Raw genomic sequence first — 16796 nt, 5'->3', positions numbered from 1 at the left:
TCACTTTAAAACTTCATAAAATTCCGGTTTGTAATTGGGCAGCAAATTGGGATGAAAGAAATGAATGTAATCTGCCAATATCACATCGGGTTTCATGGCATTTTGCTCATAATAGGGTTTCTCTCTGATGTTGCACATGATTACATTTCCCTTTTTATAGGCTTTAAAATCGGCATAGCGAACGTCCTGCTCAATCAGTGCTTTGCGCCCAAAACCTAAGGGTTCGGGAACCAGAATCCGCCAAAAATCGGCATTGGCCGCTTTGGTGTAAACACTTTCGAAACCCAAGGGATAAGCTCCTTGTTTATCGTCCTCAATAATATATTTGGCTCCGGCATCGCGGAAATAATTGGCGTAAAAACTTTTCCCTCCCGGCACATACCAAGTTCCCGACTTCATTTTTCCTGAGAATACTGTTGGTCGTATTTTCACTTTTTCAGTAAGGGTTTTAAGGGAATCATATCGAAAGGCTATTTTCTGAAACAAAGAATCGGCCTGCTTTTCTTTTCCAACAAAAGGAGCAATCATTTTTATCCATTCGGCTCTCCCCAACGGTGATTTTTCATCGTAAGCTGCCATAGGAACCAAAGGAATCCCCAAATTCTTCAAAGCATCGTAACCACCCGATTTGTAGGGAGAAACAATAATTAAATCAGGATTCAAACCTGCAATCAATTCGGTATTAAAATGCCCCTCTTTTCCAACCCGTTTTACACAGCCATCTTCTATTCGCTTGTTAATACCTTCATGAAACAAGTGCCGGCTGCTGTTGGTCGCCACAATACGGTCAATATCTTGTAATGCAAAAAAGTAGGTCAATTGAGTGGACGACAAACAGATGATCTTTTTACAAGGAACCTGAATGGTATTCGGACTCTTATCTCCTGCCAATTTCTCTCTCACCAATTTAAATTCCTGATAAGTTGAGTCATTCGCTTTGCCATTATAAATTCTTAGAACCTGATCCTTATCGGAATTAAAAATCTCAAAGCCTTTAGCATACTTCAATTCTACTTTCTGATACTTTCCAGATTCAGTACGAATCTCTTTTTCATTTGATTTACAACTACTTAGCGCGAATAAAAGAAGTAGTATATTACTAAAAATGAAGGCCTTTCTTTCCATAAATTTTGATTTAATGCTTAGAATGAATGCTATTGTAATTGCAGATCCTGTTCTTAATTCCCAAAGCTTATTTTTTTGATTTGAGTTCAACCAGTACTTCTTTCAGGTGTTCAATCCAAATGCGAACCACATCATCCTGATCTGCCATTCCTCTCAAAACGACTTCTGTTTTGTACCCCTTGGCTTCCAATACTGATCTCCAACTCTCTTCCTCTTCACCCGCCATATCGTTTCGGGCATGATCGCCGGCAATAGTCATAAAAGGAAGCAGCCATACTTTGTTTACCTTTCGGGTTTCCAATTTCTCAATTACCTGATTCAATTCAGGATACCCCTCAACTGTAGCCAAAAATACATTGGGATTTTTTTGCCATAAATAGTACTGCATGCCCGGATAATATACATTTGCAGGATGATGCGTGCCATGCCCCATAAAAACAACAACATCGCCTTTCACCATTCCTTCCGGTAAATTTTGCAACAAAACATCACCTAAATTTTCAATGTCATTTTGATGATACAGCAACGGCTTGCCCAATTGAACCTGATCAATTCCTTTTGGCATTCCAAAAAATGCTTCCACTGTTGTTTTCAAATTTTCATATTCTTCTCCGGGAATTACATGCAGAGACTGAACCGCAACATTCGTGAAACCTTCCTCTCCCATTTTAGCTAAAGCTTCGGCAGGCGAATCAATCGTTTCACCACGTGAGCGAAGTTTATTGCGGATTATTTTTGATGTAAAAGCCCAATGTATTTCCAAATCTGGAAACGCGACTTTCACTTCCGCTTCGATGTGTTGAAAGGTTGCCCGGGTTTCGGGATAACTGGAACCAAAGGAGACCAATAGAATTCCTGTTTTATTCGCTTTTTTTGTATGAGCTGCAGTCATAAATGAAAATGTTATTAGGAGCAGGAACAAGCCTGTCTTTAAAAATTTACTGAACTGATTTTTTTTAATCATTGGATTTTATTTTAACCGGTTTCAATCTTGCCGGCAGTGATTTTTTAGCTTTTCTCCGGATCCATTTTATTCCCAACACAAAACCTGATACACTTACCACGGTTCCTCCCAACGAAAGAAACAGCAGCAAGAACTTTCTTAACCATTCGTGTTGTTTTAAAAATGGGAAATCCAAAGTGTGCAGAGATTTGTATAACCAACGGCGTCCTCTGTCATTGCTGTTGTAGCTTTTGATGACTTCTCCCGTTTTCGGATGAATATACATGCAGGTATGATCAGCATCGCGTAAACTCAGTTGCCATACCGGCAAAGGGCGTCCCCACATCCCGGATTTTTGATAGTAGGCATCAAATTCGTTCAACTCCTTTACATCGTAATTGGTGCCGGCAAATGCACTTTTGCACCAACTGCTGATTTCCTTTTCGGAATAATCCGATTTTGCAAAAACACCATCAGCTTCGGCAACATACACATCCGGCAATTCAAACTGATCCCGATACACCCAAAAGCAGGCCTGATTCATAACGGTTTTCCAAACTACTTTTCGGATTGGTTTATTGTCCTCAATTGCATTCCATAAATCAGACATTGATATTGCTGCATGCTGTTTCACATCAGATTTCTGATTCCATACTTTTTTAGCAGATACTTTTGCATGTACCGGCACCAGGCTTTTGGGAATATCTACAACAGAGAAAAAGCCACTCAAAATAAACGTGAATACAAAAAAACCAAACAGAAAACCTGTGATGTGATGCCACTTGTACCAAAACTTTTTATAAGGACTAAATTCTGTCCACTGTGAATTTTTCTTTCTTTTCTTCAAACGAATAAAGCCTGCCACCAAACCAGTAATACTTACCAGAATACCCAGAAAAGAAATCGAGGCCACTACCTTTAGCCAAAGCCCTTTTTCCAGGCGCAGTGATTTAAAGTAAATCCAATGAGGAATGGCTCCCAGTCGTGCGGCCCAACGGCTTTTTCTTGTTGTTTCCTGGATGATACTGCCTGTTTTCTCAGAAATGTAAATCCGTGTATGATCCTTATCGTTTAAATAACATTTGTAGATAGGAAGTAAGGAATTGTAGTAGGCCCAAGGAATCCACTGGTCTAATTCTTCAATCTTTTCAACCGATTGAAGTTTCGCACCCGTAAAATCCTCCGCTATATTTACTGCGTCTTTCTCTGTTGTTTTTTCACTTTCGTTCAAAGAAACGGCATTGTATACTTTCTGCGATTTTCTTCCGGAATAAACTCTGTAAACCGGATTTCCATTCATTTTCTCTAATTCTATTTCGCCCGTAAAATTCTCAGAAGGAGCTTGAATGGAATCAAAGTCAGACTTTGTTAAAAAAGACAGATGCAGAAACCTTTCTTCTTTTGAAGCATGAGGAAAACCTGCGAAAATCAGGACAAAACCTGATAAAAACCAAATCACAAACATCAGGCTGAGTACACTTCCTGATAGATTGTGAATTTGGAGAATAATATTTTTTAATCTGCTCATCTTAGGGTATCAAAATTGGCAAAGAGCAAATCCCCTGATCAGGAATTTCTAATTTTTAAACAGTTCAGGGAATTTGCCTTATGCAGATAAATGTGTATTCTATTTTGCAAATTTGATGTTACAGCCAATAAATACGGTTCGTCCCGGATTTAAAGTGCCGTAATGAGATCCGTAAGGACTGTCATCTACGTAGTCGAAGATATTATCAACTCCGGCAGTTATTTCAAGAGATGTTCCTGCACTTGTAAACCGATGCGAGCTTGTCAGTTTCCATAAATTATATCCGTCGGCATTTTTTTCACCTTCATAAAATTTCTCATCCTGAATTCGGCCAATCAAACTTACGTTTAAAGCATAATCTTTCCAGTTTCTGTCATACAGCAAACGGAAATTGGCATAATTTTGAGCTGTATTTTCCAAACGAATGTCATCTGTCTCATTCATGGCATCTACATAGGAGTATCCTCCGCCTAGAGTAAAGCCGCCACCAACTTTCACATTAAAAAGAAAATCGATTCCTTGTGATTTTGTTTCTCCAATGTTGTAATGCTGACGTGTTTTTTTAATTCCATCAGCTTTATCTGCAGCACTTGTTTCAACTGTTTGGTAGGAAATCATATCATCAACACTATTTTGATAGGCCGATAGACTAAGCGATAATTTTGAAACAATGTATTCTACCGAAAAAGAATAGTAATCAGATTTTTGCGCATCCAAATTGGTATTTCCCAAGTAGAGATTCCCTGCTTTTTCGTAATGATAGTACAACTCTTTTAATGTTGGAGCCTTAAAACCTTTCGCATAGGTTGCTCTAAAATTAAAATTGCTGAATTTGTAAAGTGTGGATAATTTTGGTGTAAAATCATTACCAAATTCTTTGTGCTTTACGTAACGAACACCAGCTACCAAAGAGAGGTTCTTAATTAGTTTGATTTCATCCTGAGCAAATGCAGAAAGGGTATAAGCATCTTCTTTGGCATTTGCCAACCGACCTTCCGATTTCAGGCTTTCGTTTACATATTCTCCTCCCAATGTAAATTGGTGCGCCTTTTTTAGACTAAAAACGTATTTCAGATTTACATCTTCGCGTTTTTGATCCGTATTTAGAAGCTTCTCTCTTATTGAATGAAGTGTTTTCCCGGATTTTGAAGATATATCATTCTGATTGTATTTGTAGTAATACTTGAATTGATCTGAATTAAAATCGAGACTTATGTAATCTTTCTTATTAACTAGGTACTTAGCTCCTGCCGAATAAGAAAAATCGTTGTAGTAATAACCATATTTTTTTACCGTTATTGGCTGCAGTACATCCTTCTCGTATTTCGATCCCATTGCATATACGCTTAATTTATTGGTTGCAGCAAAATCAAAGCGCTGACTGATGGTGTAATCCTCGAAGGCATTCACTTGTTTGGCATCTGTAGCAACAAGTACATCATCCGATGGATCATCATTATCCATATCATCGTCAATTTCGAACTTGCTTAGCTGCCAACCGTCTGATTCCTTTCTGGAATAAGTTGTAAGAGATGAAAAACGCCCTAAATTAAAGCCTACTTTATTGAAGTACTGTCTGTTTCCATGTTCGCTTAAACGGGAATTGCTTTCAGCATATATTTTTCGTTTCGATTTTTTGGTAATCACATTAATTACACCTGCAATGGCTTCCGATCCGTACAAGGATGAAGATGCACCTTTAACCACTTCAATTCGTTCAATATCATCAGGATTAATGCGGTTGATATCATTCTGGCCTCCAACATCTCCGTACATTCTTTTTCCATCAACAAGTACCAAAATGTAATCGTTCCCCAAACCGTTTAGCTGCATAAAAGCTCCCATGCTGCCCGGACTAAAATCAAATGATGGACTGATTCCAGTCATTAAATCATCAAATCCGGATGCAGAAACAGCCTTCACCATCTTGTTGCTGATTAGTTCGGTTTGAACGGGAGCACTTTTTAAATGATGCGGTGTGCCTGTACCTGTGACTACCACTTCGCCCAATTCTCTCTCGGATTTATTCAACTGAAAATCAAGAGCATTTGCTCCCTCCTTAATTTCTATGATTTCTTTTTTTCTTCCATATCCCGAATAGGAAACAACAATTTCGTACTCTCCTGCCTTTACATTTCGAAACGAATAAACCCCATCGCTGTTGGTAGCGGCTCCTATAGTTGTTCCATGAAAATAAACGTTGGCACCAATTAAAGGATTTGTCCCGTCCTTTTCTGTGACTGCTCCGGACAATGTCCCCACTTGAGCAATCAAACTCTGACTTACCAATATAAAAAGGCCAATCAGAATGTAATTTTTAAACTGCATGATCGTTTTGTTTTTTTAATTTTAAAACATCACATCTTGCTGCCAAATGTTTACACAAACAAAGAAATTGGAATAATAAATACTGAACACGCGCGTAAGTTCAATACATATACTTCGATTCCCGGAAGCAAAATGTTCTTTAGTTACGACTTGGCAGGTCTCCTGACTTATCTCAGTTTTTACAGCCTTCCCCCCATTTCTGAGAGTGGCTTGCGGTGTAAAAACCATATTTTGCACATGGCAAAATGAGATTTACAGTAGCGGGTACTGTTCCGGATTCTCACCGGATTCCCTTTTCATTCCGTCAGACGGTAGCCTGAGCAGAACACCAAAATCGATGCAAATGTATTATATATATTTAAGATATCGTATTCGGGGCAAACAAACCAAAAGTGTTTCACAGCATAGACATGCAAGTTTAGGTGAATGGGCAATACAGCTCACAATTCTCATTACAAGTAAATTAAGGCTCTAATATTTCAATCAACATTCCTGAAAGTCAAGTTCACTTCAGCAATAGATTACTTGTAAAATCCATAACTCTATTAACGGCCTATTTCTATTCCTTCTCCCCTTTTTAATTACCGTAAAATCAAATTGATTAAACTTAAAGGAAATTTAAATTTGTTTTTTAGAGACTTTTTTTGATAACTTTGCTTTCGAAAAATAATTAAGATACCCCGTAAAAAGGGTTTAATAGGGAATCACGTTAAAATCGTGAGCTGACGCGCAACTGTAATTCCAAAACAGTTTGCAACATCAAGTCACTGTTCCAACAGATGGAATGGGAAGGCGTTGCAAATGGAAAAGCCAGGAGACCTGTCTTATTTAATTAGATTGATGCTTTCGCGACATAAAGCTAAAAATCAGGACCCGCTAGTGAATTAAAAGTTCCTTTTTAATTCTATTATTCCTGTTTTTTATTGATTGACGCAAAGCATACAGTTTTACCATTTAAAATGTATTGTTATGCAAAAAGTAAGCAGCACTCCTCGCGAAATGGAGAAAGCAGTCAAGACTAAATACAACATGTATTTTGGCTTTACAACCAATTATTCCGAAAAAATTATTTCATTCCCTTTTCAACAAGTTCATAACATTCCTTATTGATTTCTGACTAGCTTCTGAATCAATAAAGTTGAGCCGGTACTTTCATTTGCCAATTCATAATATCCTGACTTCGTATCAAGGTAGATGGGAGTTCCGGCTCTTTTCATATCCCTTTATTTCTCACTAAAAAAATGATCTTCTTCTGAGATCATATCGTTTAAAAAACCAATAATTCAACATGAACATTATAGAACTACTAACTACACCAGGAACAGCATCCACAATTGTCATCATTTGTTTGGCCGCTGTTTTAGGTATTCTATTTGGAAAACTATCGTTTCTCAAAATTAAACTTGGCATTGCAGGCATACTGTTTTCCGGTCTGTTAATTGGGCATTTGGGTGCAGCAACCGATGCTCACGTATTGCACTTTATTAAAGAGTTTGGCTTAATTCTATTTGTGTACTCCATTGGTTTAGAGGTAGGTCCCCGCTTTATCACTTCGCTTAAAAATAATGGATTAAAGATTAACCTGCTCGCTTCAGGAATTGTTATTTCAGGTTTCTTTATTGCAGTTGCCATAAAATTTATTTTCGATGTTCCCACTTCCGTGATCACCGGAATTATGTGCGGAGCTGTTACCAATACTCCAAGTTTAGGTGCTGCTCAGCAAACCATTGGCGATGTTATGGGCGCAACCGAAAATATCGAAATTGCGGGCATGGGCTATGCTGTTGCTTATCCGTTCGGAATTTTTGGAATTATTATCAGCATGATATTACTGCGTGTAATTTTCAAAATCGATGTAAAACAGGAAGAAGAACGATACAATAAAGAAATTACCGGCCTCGATGGAAAACCAATTGCCATAAACGTTGAGGTTACCAACCAAAACCTTTTTGGCAAAAGCATACTTTTTCTGAAAGATACCTGCAGTAATAATTTTGTTCTCTCAAGAATTAAACGAAACGATGATTTTATAGCTGCCGATTCCGAAACAATTCTTGAAAAAGGAGATATTCTTTATGGAGTATCGGTAGAATCAAATTTTAAATACATTCAACTTAATTTGGGCAAAATAAATACAACCAAAGATGTTGAGGTGTCTGGCAAACTGGGAATGAAACAAGTCATGATCACCAATAAAAAGCTGGCGGGAAAAAGTATAAAGCAAATTGGGATCTCACGCCAATTCCCTGTAAACATTACCAGAATCTACCGAAATGGTATTGAGTTAATGCCAAAGGAAGAAGACAGTATTGAGTTAATGCCAAAGGAAGAAGACAGTATTGAATTTGGTGATACTGTACGTATTGTAGGAGAAAAAAAAGCTCTGATTAAAGTTGCCTCTCTGCTTGGCAACTCTGTAAAAGAACTATCACACCCTAATATTCTCCCCATTTTTCTAGGAATATTACTTGGTGTTATTATTGGCTTACTTCCGATAAATATTCACGGCCTTCCTGCACCGGCCAAGCTGGGCTTAGCAGGCGGACCACTATTAATTGCACTTATACTTGGGCACAAAGGCCGGATTGGTAAACTTGATTTTTACATGACACCAAGTGCCAACCTGTTTATCCGGGAACTGGGTATTGTTCTCTTCCTGGCTTGTGTTGGAATTTCATCGGGCAAATATTTTGTACAAACGCTTCTAAACGAAGGTTATATCTGGATGCTTTATGGGGTTGCGATCACTTTTATTCCTCTCATTATCGTTGCCGTTATTGCACATACCTTAAAAATCAATTACCTCACTATTTGTGGTTTACTGGCCGGATCTATGACCGATCCGCCGGCCTTGGAATTTGCCAATTCAATAGCTCCGATTCAGGCACAATCGACCGCTTACGCTACCGTGTACCCTTTGGTCATGTTCTTACGGGTTTTACTCGCACAAGTACTGGTATTGCTTTTTACCTAAGTTCTATTTATTAGAAAATAAGCTCACAATGAATTCATTTAAATTTTACAACTAAAAACAATGAAAGACAACAGAATACCTTTTCAAAAATATACAAGCCGACAAGAACAGCTGGCGGCACAATACAATTGGGAATATTTCTCGAAGCAACACAAGAAAGGAAAACTCACTGCCAAAGAAAGAATTGAATTGCTGTTCGACGAAAATAGCTTCGAGGAAATAGACGCATTTGTTAAACCTTCCGGAAATATAAAAACGAACATATACGGAGATGGGGTAATTTGCGGACATGGCAAAATAAACGGCCGCAAAGTATTCGCCTTCGCTCAGGATTTTACTTTTATGGGAGGTTCACTGGGATCGGTTCATGCCGCCAAAATCATGAAAGTTCAGGATATGGCCTTAAGTATGGGGCATCCTATAATCGGACTAATTGATTCCGGCGGAGCACGAATACAGGAAGGTGTAGCAAGTTTAGCCGGATATGCCGGAATTTTCCACCGCAATGTAAAAGCATCGGGTGTAATTCCTCAAATTTCGGTCATACTTGGACCTGCTGCCGGTGGTGCCGTCTATTCTCCGGCTCTTACCGATTTTATTTTTATGACCAGACAAACTGCATACATGTTTGTAACCGGTCCGGAGATCGTTAAAGAAGTCCTAAATGAAGAAACAAATTCGGAAGATCTAGGAGGTGCGGATATCCATGGTTCCAAAAGTGGGGTTGCTCATTTTGTTTACGATGATGAAGAGCATACACTTTTGGGTGTTCGAAAACTATTACAGTATTTACCCTCTAATAATGTAGACTTTCCACCTGTATTAGTTCAAGAAGCTTTAGCTCCCAATAATCCCCAAAAACTTGGTGTAATTATCCCTGAAGAGGCCAACATTCCCTACGATATGCTGGATATTGTCAACAATATTACAGATAAGGGCAGCTTTTTCGAAATATCTGAAAATTTTGCCGGTAATATCATCATAGGATTTGCACGTCTTCAAAACAAAGTAATAGGATTGGTTGCCAATCAGCCCAAGGTTTTAGCCGGAGTTCTGGACATTAATTCGGCAGAGAAAGCGGCTCGTTTTGTTCGTTTCTGCGATGCTTTCAACATTCCAATTTTGGTTTTGGAAGATGTTCCCGGCTTTTTACCTGGCAGCAATCAGGAACATTCCGGAATTATCCGGCATGGCGCAAAATTATTGTACGCATTCAGCGAAGCTTCTGTTCCTAAAATAACCGTAATTGTAAGAAAAGCTTATGGTGGAGCTTATATTGTAATGAACAGTAAAAATATGGGAGGAGATTTTAATTTTGCCTGGCCTACTGCAGAAATTGCCGTTATGGGTCCCGAAGGTGCAGTAAAAATCCTTCATCGAAAAGAACTAATCCAATCGAAAAATAGCGATGAACTAAAAGCAAAATTAATTGCTGACTACAAGGAAAATATTGCCAATCCATACATTGCTGATGAAAAAGGATATGTTGACGAAGTAATTGAACCCGCCAACACCCGTAAAAAATTAATTTCCGCTTTCGAAGCTCTGGAAAACAAATACATGGAGAAAATTGCTAAAAAGCACGGAAATATTCCTCTTTAAATACAAACAAATTTGAACTGATATCTTAAAAATGATCAAATCAATATTAATCGCAAACCGAGGTGAAATTGCAATTAGAATTGCAAAAACAGCCACAAAAATGGGGATTTTAGTGTATTGTATTCAGACAAACAGAGAGGCAAATGCTTTGTATCTCGACTTTGCCGATGAAATTATTACGCTTGAAGAAAATCCAAACGGATCCATTTTCTTGAATGCCGAAGAACTAATTCGTCTGGCAAAAGAACACCAAATCGAAGCCATTCATCCCGGCTATGGTTTTCTTTCCGAATCGCCTTATCTGGCAAGCAGATGCAAAGATGAAGGAGTTCTGTTTATCGGCCCAAGCGAAAAAGCCATTTATACGATGGGAAACAAAGGAATGGCCCGAAATATTGCTCAAAAAAGCGGAATCCCGGTTTTGGCTGGCAGTACTACAAACATTACTAATTTTTACGATGCGAAAGCCTGGGTGGAACAAATTGGCTATCCGGTGATTATGAAAGCCGTTGCCGGAGGTGGCGGCAAAGGAATGCGCATTGTGCGTTCGGCTGATGAATTGGAACTGATGTACAAATTGGTTACAAACGAAGCCAAATCAGCTTTTAACGACGATTCTCTGTTAATTGAAAAGTACATTGAAAGTCCTAAACACATCGAAATACAGGTATTGTCCGACCAGCATGGAAATGCCATTCATTTATTCGAACGTGAATGTTCCATTCAACGCAAACATCAGAAATTAATGGAGGAAGCTCCCTCTGTTGCTGTTTCCGATGATTTGAGAAATAAAATGGGAGAAATGGCTCTTTATCTTTGTCGAAAAATTAATTACCACACACTGGGTACGGTTGAATTCTTATTGGACAAAGATAATCGTTTCTATTTTCTGGAAATGAATACCAGAGTGCAGGTTGAGCATCCAATTACCGAGGCAATAACCGGAATCGACTTAATTGAGCAACAGATTAAAACTGCAGTTGGTGAAAAACTGGAACTTCAACAAGGCGATATTCAAAGAAAAGGCTGGGCAATTGAATTGCGTATTAATGCCGAAGATGTGCAAGCCGATTTTTCTCCTAATCCGGGAATTATTGATAGAATGGAATTTCCTGAATGCAGTTTCCTGCGCGTTGATACAGGTTTTGAAAACGGCAAATTAATTCCTCCGAGTTACGATTCTATGATTACTAAATTGATCATTACGGGAGATAACAGACAAGAAGCCATTGAGCATGCTTTAGCGGTAATTGAAAACACGGTAATAAAAGGTGTAAAAACAACAATTCCATTTTTTAAACTGGTGCTCAATCATCCCGATTTTATCAATGGATCATACAACACATCGTTTATATCAGAAAAGCTGGATAAACCTTTCTTTCAGGAACAGGATGAAGAAAAGGCGGCAGCCATCATGGCTCTTCAGGCTTATTTAAACGAGAAACAAAAAATCGAAAGTAATTTGACTCACAAGGAGGATTCCGCGTGGGCTACTAAAATGAGAAATAAACTTTTTTAGCCATGATTACACTTAAAAAAAACAAAAACTTTGTGCTTTCCGGAGATCAATCGTACAGCTTAAAAACGCAAAACTATCAGGTACTTTCTTCCCGGTCAAAGCACGATAAATTTACAATAAAAGAAAAAGACAATGAATTTATCATTCAATACAAAGAAAAAAATTTCATTGGTGAAATCGCTGAATTAAAACAGAACAAATGCACTGTATTAGTAAACGGCAATACCTATAATTTTACGATCGACACCGAAGCTACTTTTCAAAGAAAAGAGAAACTTCATAAAAATAATATCATCAAACCCAATGGTAATTTACTTGCTCCTATGCCGGGCAAAATTACAGAGGTATTAACATCTGAAGGATGTGTAATTGAAAAAGGAAGTCCTCTGATATTGCTCGAAGCAATGAAAATGCAGAATCAGATATTGGCTGCGCAAGATGGTACAATATCTAAAATACTGGTTAAAGACGGTGATCGTGTAATGTCCAATCAGGTTTTAATTGAAATAGACTAGTTTTGGCAATTAGTTAAATCCCCTGCCTTATAAGGAATATCCTTTGGGCGGGGGATTAACCACAAACTAAAAAAACTTATATCAATTAACCAAGCTGACAAATATTACCATTTAAATCTTGGTTGGATTTTATGATCTCTTCTACCTCCAAATGAGTATAGCCTGAATAATTTGCAAAAGATGAATCCAATACTTTTACCGGTGAAAAAGCCTGTAAAGTGTATTTGTAATCTCCTTTAAGCACTTCGCACATTTTACGAATATCGGCTTCGGAATGACACTCACGAATTAGTGTTGTTCTAAACTCAACAGCAATCGGCGAATCTTTAAGAATAGCAATCGACTTTTTCACATTCATCAATTGATTCTCTGAGAACTGATTTCCAACAATTCTTTTGTATTCAGATAATTCAGGCACAGTCTTCAAATCCATTGCCACATAATCAATCAGATTTTGCCGCATCAGAATTCTTAAAAGCTTGGGATTGGTTCCATTTGTATCCAATTTTACAAATAGTCCCAATTCCTTCACTTTACGTATAAATGCGACCAAATCCGGCTGAACAGTTGGTTCACCTCCGGTAATAACAAGAGCATCGATGAATCCCCTCGCTTTTTTCAAATAATCCAATATCTCAGTCTCATCAACAGAATCTCCCATGGGGTGATATTTCGAAATTAGTTCCCAATTGTGACAAAACCTGCATGCCATATTACAAGCTTGAGTAAAAATCACCGAAGCTACCTTTTCAGGATAATCAATTAAGCTATTCTTTATAAATCCAGATATTTGCATTGAAATAAATTAGAATGATGAAAATTAATTTAACCGACTACCAGCTCTTCTTCCTCAACATGAGCCTTTTTGTCAAATAATTTTCTTTCCTTAAATTCCTGTCTTTTGCCGTCGTTCCACTGATGTATGGGACGCAGATAACCAACAATTCTTGAGAACACTTCACATTCCGTCCGTTGACCTGAATTAGCACATTTAGGACACAATTCATGTTCGCCGTAAATGTATCCATGCTCGTGGCAAATACTAAATGTAGGCGATAAGGTAATGTATGGGAGATGATAATTATTGGTAATTTTTTGCAGTAACAACTTCACGGCATCAACAGAAAGCTGTTTTTCTCCAATAAAGGTATGAAACACAGTCCCTCCTGTATATTGTGTCTGCAACTTGTCCTGCAATGTTAAAGCTTCGAATAAATCATCGGTATATGCAACCGGAAGCTGTGAAGAGTTGGTATAATAAGGTGCTGCTCCTTTTCGAAAGTTCTCCTGATTGGCAACAATAATATCATCGTACGTTTTGGTGTCAAGCTGAGCCAAACGATAAGTTGTTCCTTCGGCCGGCGTGGCTTCCAAATTATAGATATTACCTGTTTCCTCTTGAAAACTAAGCAGTTTTTGCTTCATAAAATCAAAAATCCGAAGTGCAAAAGCATTTCCTTCCTCTGAAACCAAATCGCTTCCAATAAAATTCAGGCAACACTCATTCATTCCAATAATTCCGATTGTTGAAAAATGATTTTGCCAAAATTTGCCATTCCTGATTTTCAAATGACGCAAATAAAATTTTGAATAAGGGAACAAGCCTTTTTCTGTTAAATTTTCAATCATTTTTCGTTTGATCTCCAGACTATTTTTCGCCAAATTCATCAGATGCTCCAACCGCTTAAAGAATTCGGCTTCGTTACTTGCTTCGTAGCCCAAACGAGGTAAATTTACAGTTACCACTCCAACCGAACCGGTTAACGGATTTGCACCAAACAAACCGCCTCCACGTCGTGCCAGTTCACGTTTATCCAAACGCAGCCGACAACACATACTTCGCACATCGTCAGGCGATAAATCAGAATTTACAAAATTAGAAAAGTACGGTATTCCATATTTAGCAGTGATTCTCCAAATGTTTTCATACGCTGGTTTATCCCATTCAAAATCGGATGTGATATTATAAGTTGGTATTGGGAAAGAAAAAACACTTCCATTGGCATCTCCTTCTTCAATCACCTGTGCAAAGATTTTATTAAAGAGATCCATCTCAACCTGAAAATCCCCGTAAACTTCGTTCATCAATTTGCCGCCAATAATTACCGGCTGATCACTCATAAATTTTGGAACATTCAAATCCATGGTCACATTGGTAAACGGCGTTTGAAAACCTACCCGGGTAGGAACATTCATATTATACAGAAATTCCTGAAGAGCCTGTTTAATCAGATTTTCATCCAATTGATCGTACCTTATGAAGGGAGCCAATAAGGTATCGAAATTCGAAAATGCCTGCGCTCCGGCGGCTTCTCCCTGCATGGTATAAAAAAAATTGACCACTTGTCCGAGAATGGTACGGAAATGTTTGGCCGGCCGGCTAACCAATTTGCCCGATGCGCCTTTAAAACCTGTTAGTAAAAGATCTTCCAGATCCCACCCTACACAATACACACTTAAAAACCCAAGGTCGTGAATGTGAAACGCTCCTTTCTTGTGAGCATCTCCAATTTCCTGTGGATAAATCTTATTCAGCCAATATTGAGAACTCACGATGGTCGAAATGTGTTGATTCAATCCCTGCAGAGAATAAGACGAATTCGCGCTTTCTTTTATTCTCCAGTCCTGAAGATTTAAATAATCGTCAACCAAATTTAAATTGGAAAATAACTCCTTGGTATCGCGAGCCAATTCATGTTGTTTCCGGTATAAAATAAACGCCTTCGCAACTTCAAACAAATCATATCTGAATAAAGTTTTCTCTACCAAATCCTGAATTTCTTCCACATTGGGAATTCCCGAAAAATCAATCTCTTTTAGGATCTGACTGACACAAAATTCGATTAGTTCAACGCGTTCTTCACCTACTGCCTGAAATGCTTTATTGATTGCATTTTTAATTTTATCAGGCTTGAATTTAACAACCTGACCATTTCTTTTCCGAATTTGAGATTCGGATACACTACCATTCATTTTCATTCTTGTATTTTTTAATTTTTTTGAAAAAAATGATAGCTTCTGAGGAAAATATAGAATAGGAAGATACATCTAATTGTGTACCCTCATTCTCTGCCTTTCTCCCGAAAGCTACGAATAATCATTACAGGCAGGTCTTCTGGCTTGTCCTCTTTTGGTTTGCCTTCCCATTTTAGTTGAGATAAAACAGTGGCATAAAAAACCAAAAAACACGAGGACTTACAGCTGCGGGGACAGCTCACGAATTAAACGTGATTCCCTATTATTCCTTTCGGAACCTATAAGTCGATACAATAGTAAGAAGAAAAAATATGATAATCAATTTGAGTTATTAACAGTTGTTGGTCAATAAGCTATAAGAGAGGAAGAAACACGGTTCAATTCTTTTTTAAGATAAGAATATCCTTAACAAAGTATCAGAAGTAAAACCCGCTTTTGTATTTAATCACCTTCTTCGAGAATAAAGATATCCTCGACAGTACATTCGAAAAAACGTGCCATTTTTAGAGCCAACATCGTGGAGGGGATAAATTTACCCTTCTCAATGGCATTTATTGTCTGACGAGAAACTTGTATGCATTCGGCCAGACCTGCTTGAGTAATATCTTTTTTTGCTCTTTCAACTTTTATTAGATTTTTCATATGATTATAATTGTATGTTTTTGCCATATGGAACTTACCAAGTTGGGAATAATCATTCCCTTATGTGTCAAAATCGCTTTGGCATGGACATTTCATATCTGCTTATTCAATTTATCAATATTCGTTGAAATTAATTTATTACTCGGAATACGCATATCTCTTATTATAAACGTATAAGATAGTGTAAAAGATTAAATGAAGCTGCAAGATATAGAATCCATCCAACTCATAAGCAGGGAGAACAATATATATAAATCCTGTAAACAGCCAAGTAAATAACAGTGCTTGCGTTAAACACTTGGCTCTTAATTGCTGATAAAACTCATCTTCGATCTTTTCCTTCGAAAAAAGATATAGAACAAAACCTGCAATTGAAAGAAATAAACTGCCGTAAATCCACGGTTGGGCTTCTTCTTTGGTAAAATAAGGCTTAAAATCATCTTGCACCTGTGAATAATTTGGAACTTGATTATTGCTAACGCCATTAAAACCTCTTCGAAAATCATCAACACCACCAATACAGGATAGAATAATAGCAATAAACACAAATAAAATACCAATTCGTTTAAAATAGTGAGGAAAGTAAGTTTTCATAAAGTACCTGAGTTTAAATTTACCAAACAATAATATTAATTCATTTTTGA

General features: G+C 37.7%; 13 protein-coding genes and 3 riboswitches. Of the genes, 5 read left to right on the top strand and 8 right to left on the bottom strand.

Annotation, left to right across the window (positions count from 1 at the left end; all coding sequences use genetic code 11):
• The 4 genes from QUH73_RS02295 to QUH73_RS02280 all read right to left on the bottom strand — a co-directional run bounded on the left by QUH73_RS02295 (position 1) and on the right by QUH73_RS02280 (position 5924).
• Positions 1–1125: an ABC transporter substrate-binding protein gene (locus QUH73_RS02295; RefSeq protein ID WP_289528857.1), complete on the bottom strand. Its 1125-nt coding sequence runs from the start codon at positions 1123–1125 to the stop codon at positions 1–3.
• Positions 1126–1192: 67 nt separating this feature from the next.
• Positions 1193–2089 (bottom strand): sirohydrochlorin cobaltochelatase, encoded by an 897-nt coding sequence (locus QUH73_RS02290; RefSeq protein ID WP_289528856.1) that lies wholly within the window; start codon positions 2087–2089, stop codon positions 1193–1195.
• Positions 2082–3596, bottom strand: coding sequence for a PepSY domain-containing protein (locus tag QUH73_RS02285; RefSeq protein WP_289528855.1), 1515 nt, complete (start codon positions 3594–3596; stop codon positions 2082–2084). The genes QUH73_RS02290 and QUH73_RS02285 overlap by 8 nt, the downstream gene beginning before the upstream one ends.
• A gap of 99 nt (positions 3597–3695) precedes the next feature.
• The gene (locus QUH73_RS02280) at positions 3696–5924 is read right to left on the bottom strand and encodes a TonB-dependent receptor (RefSeq protein WP_289528854.1); all 2229 of its coding nucleotides are present in this window, start codon (positions 5922–5924) and stop codon (positions 3696–3698) included.
• A 135-nt stretch (positions 5925–6059) separates the two neighbouring features.
• A riboswitch (cobalamin riboswitch) is annotated at positions 6060–6272 on the bottom strand.
• Between the two features lie 308 nt (positions 6273–6580).
• A riboswitch (cobalamin riboswitch) is annotated at positions 6581–6765 on the top strand.
• Between the two features lie 128 nt (positions 6766–6893).
• Between QUH73_RS02280 and QUH73_RS02275 the strand changes: the two genes are divergently transcribed.
• From QUH73_RS02275 to QUH73_RS02255, 5 genes are all read left to right on the top strand, one after another.
• Entirely contained in the window at positions 6894–7034 is a 141-nt protein-coding gene (locus tag QUH73_RS02275; protein WP_289528853.1) for a hypothetical protein, read from the top strand.
• Between the two features lie 178 nt (positions 7035–7212).
• Positions 7213–8898, top strand: a complete 1686-nt coding sequence (locus QUH73_RS02270; RefSeq protein ID WP_289528852.1) for a putative transporter — start codon at positions 7213–7215, stop codon at positions 8896–8898.
• Between the two features lie 60 nt (positions 8899–8958).
• Complete coding sequence (locus QUH73_RS02265) at positions 8959–10500, top strand: acyl-CoA carboxylase subunit beta (RefSeq protein WP_289528851.1); 1542 nt, start codon at positions 8959–8961, stop codon at positions 10498–10500.
• A gap of 31 nt (positions 10501–10531) precedes the next feature.
• Positions 10532–12019 carry an acetyl-CoA carboxylase biotin carboxylase subunit gene (locus QUH73_RS02260; protein ID WP_289528850.1) on the top strand — a complete coding sequence of 496 codons (1488 nt, stop codon included), beginning with the start codon at positions 10532–10534 and terminating at the stop codon, positions 12017–12019.
• A 2-nt stretch (positions 12020–12021) separates the two neighbouring features.
• Positions 12022–12534, top strand: coding sequence for an acetyl-CoA carboxylase biotin carboxyl carrier protein subunit (locus QUH73_RS02255; protein WP_289528849.1), 513 nt, complete (start codon positions 12022–12024; stop codon positions 12532–12534).
• An 85-nt stretch (positions 12535–12619) separates the two neighbouring features.
• Here the strand turns inward: QUH73_RS02255 and QUH73_RS02250 are convergent, their stop codons facing one another.
• From QUH73_RS02250 to QUH73_RS02235, 4 genes are all read right to left on the bottom strand, one after another.
• On the bottom strand, positions 12620–13330 hold the full coding sequence (locus QUH73_RS02250) for an anaerobic ribonucleoside-triphosphate reductase activating protein (RefSeq protein WP_289528848.1): 711 nt from the start codon (positions 13328–13330) through the stop codon (positions 12620–12622).
• A 29-nt stretch (positions 13331–13359) separates the two neighbouring features.
• Positions 13360–15513 (bottom strand): ribonucleoside triphosphate reductase, encoded by a 2154-nt coding sequence (locus QUH73_RS02245; RefSeq protein ID WP_289528847.1) that lies wholly within the window; start codon positions 15511–15513, stop codon positions 13360–13362.
• A 109-nt stretch (positions 15514–15622) separates the two neighbouring features.
• A riboswitch (cobalamin riboswitch) is annotated at positions 15623–15807 on the bottom strand.
• Positions 15808–15951: 144 nt separating this feature from the next.
• Entirely contained in the window at positions 15952–16152 is a 201-nt protein-coding gene (locus tag QUH73_RS02240; RefSeq protein WP_156195289.1) for a helix-turn-helix transcriptional regulator, read from the bottom strand.
• A 138-nt stretch (positions 16153–16290) separates the two neighbouring features.
• Complete coding sequence (locus QUH73_RS02235) at positions 16291–16746, bottom strand: hypothetical protein (RefSeq protein WP_289528846.1); 456 nt, start codon at positions 16744–16746, stop codon at positions 16291–16293.
• Between the last annotated feature and the right edge of the window lie 50 nt (positions 16747–16796).

The sequence above is a fragment of the Labilibaculum sp. K2S genome, from assembly GCF_030372765.1.
Taxonomy (GTDB): Bacteria; Bacteroidota; Bacteroidia; order Bacteroidales; family Marinifilaceae; genus Labilibaculum.
Note: the sequence above shows the minus strand (reverse complement) of the source record. Positions and strands in the feature narration are given on the sequence as shown.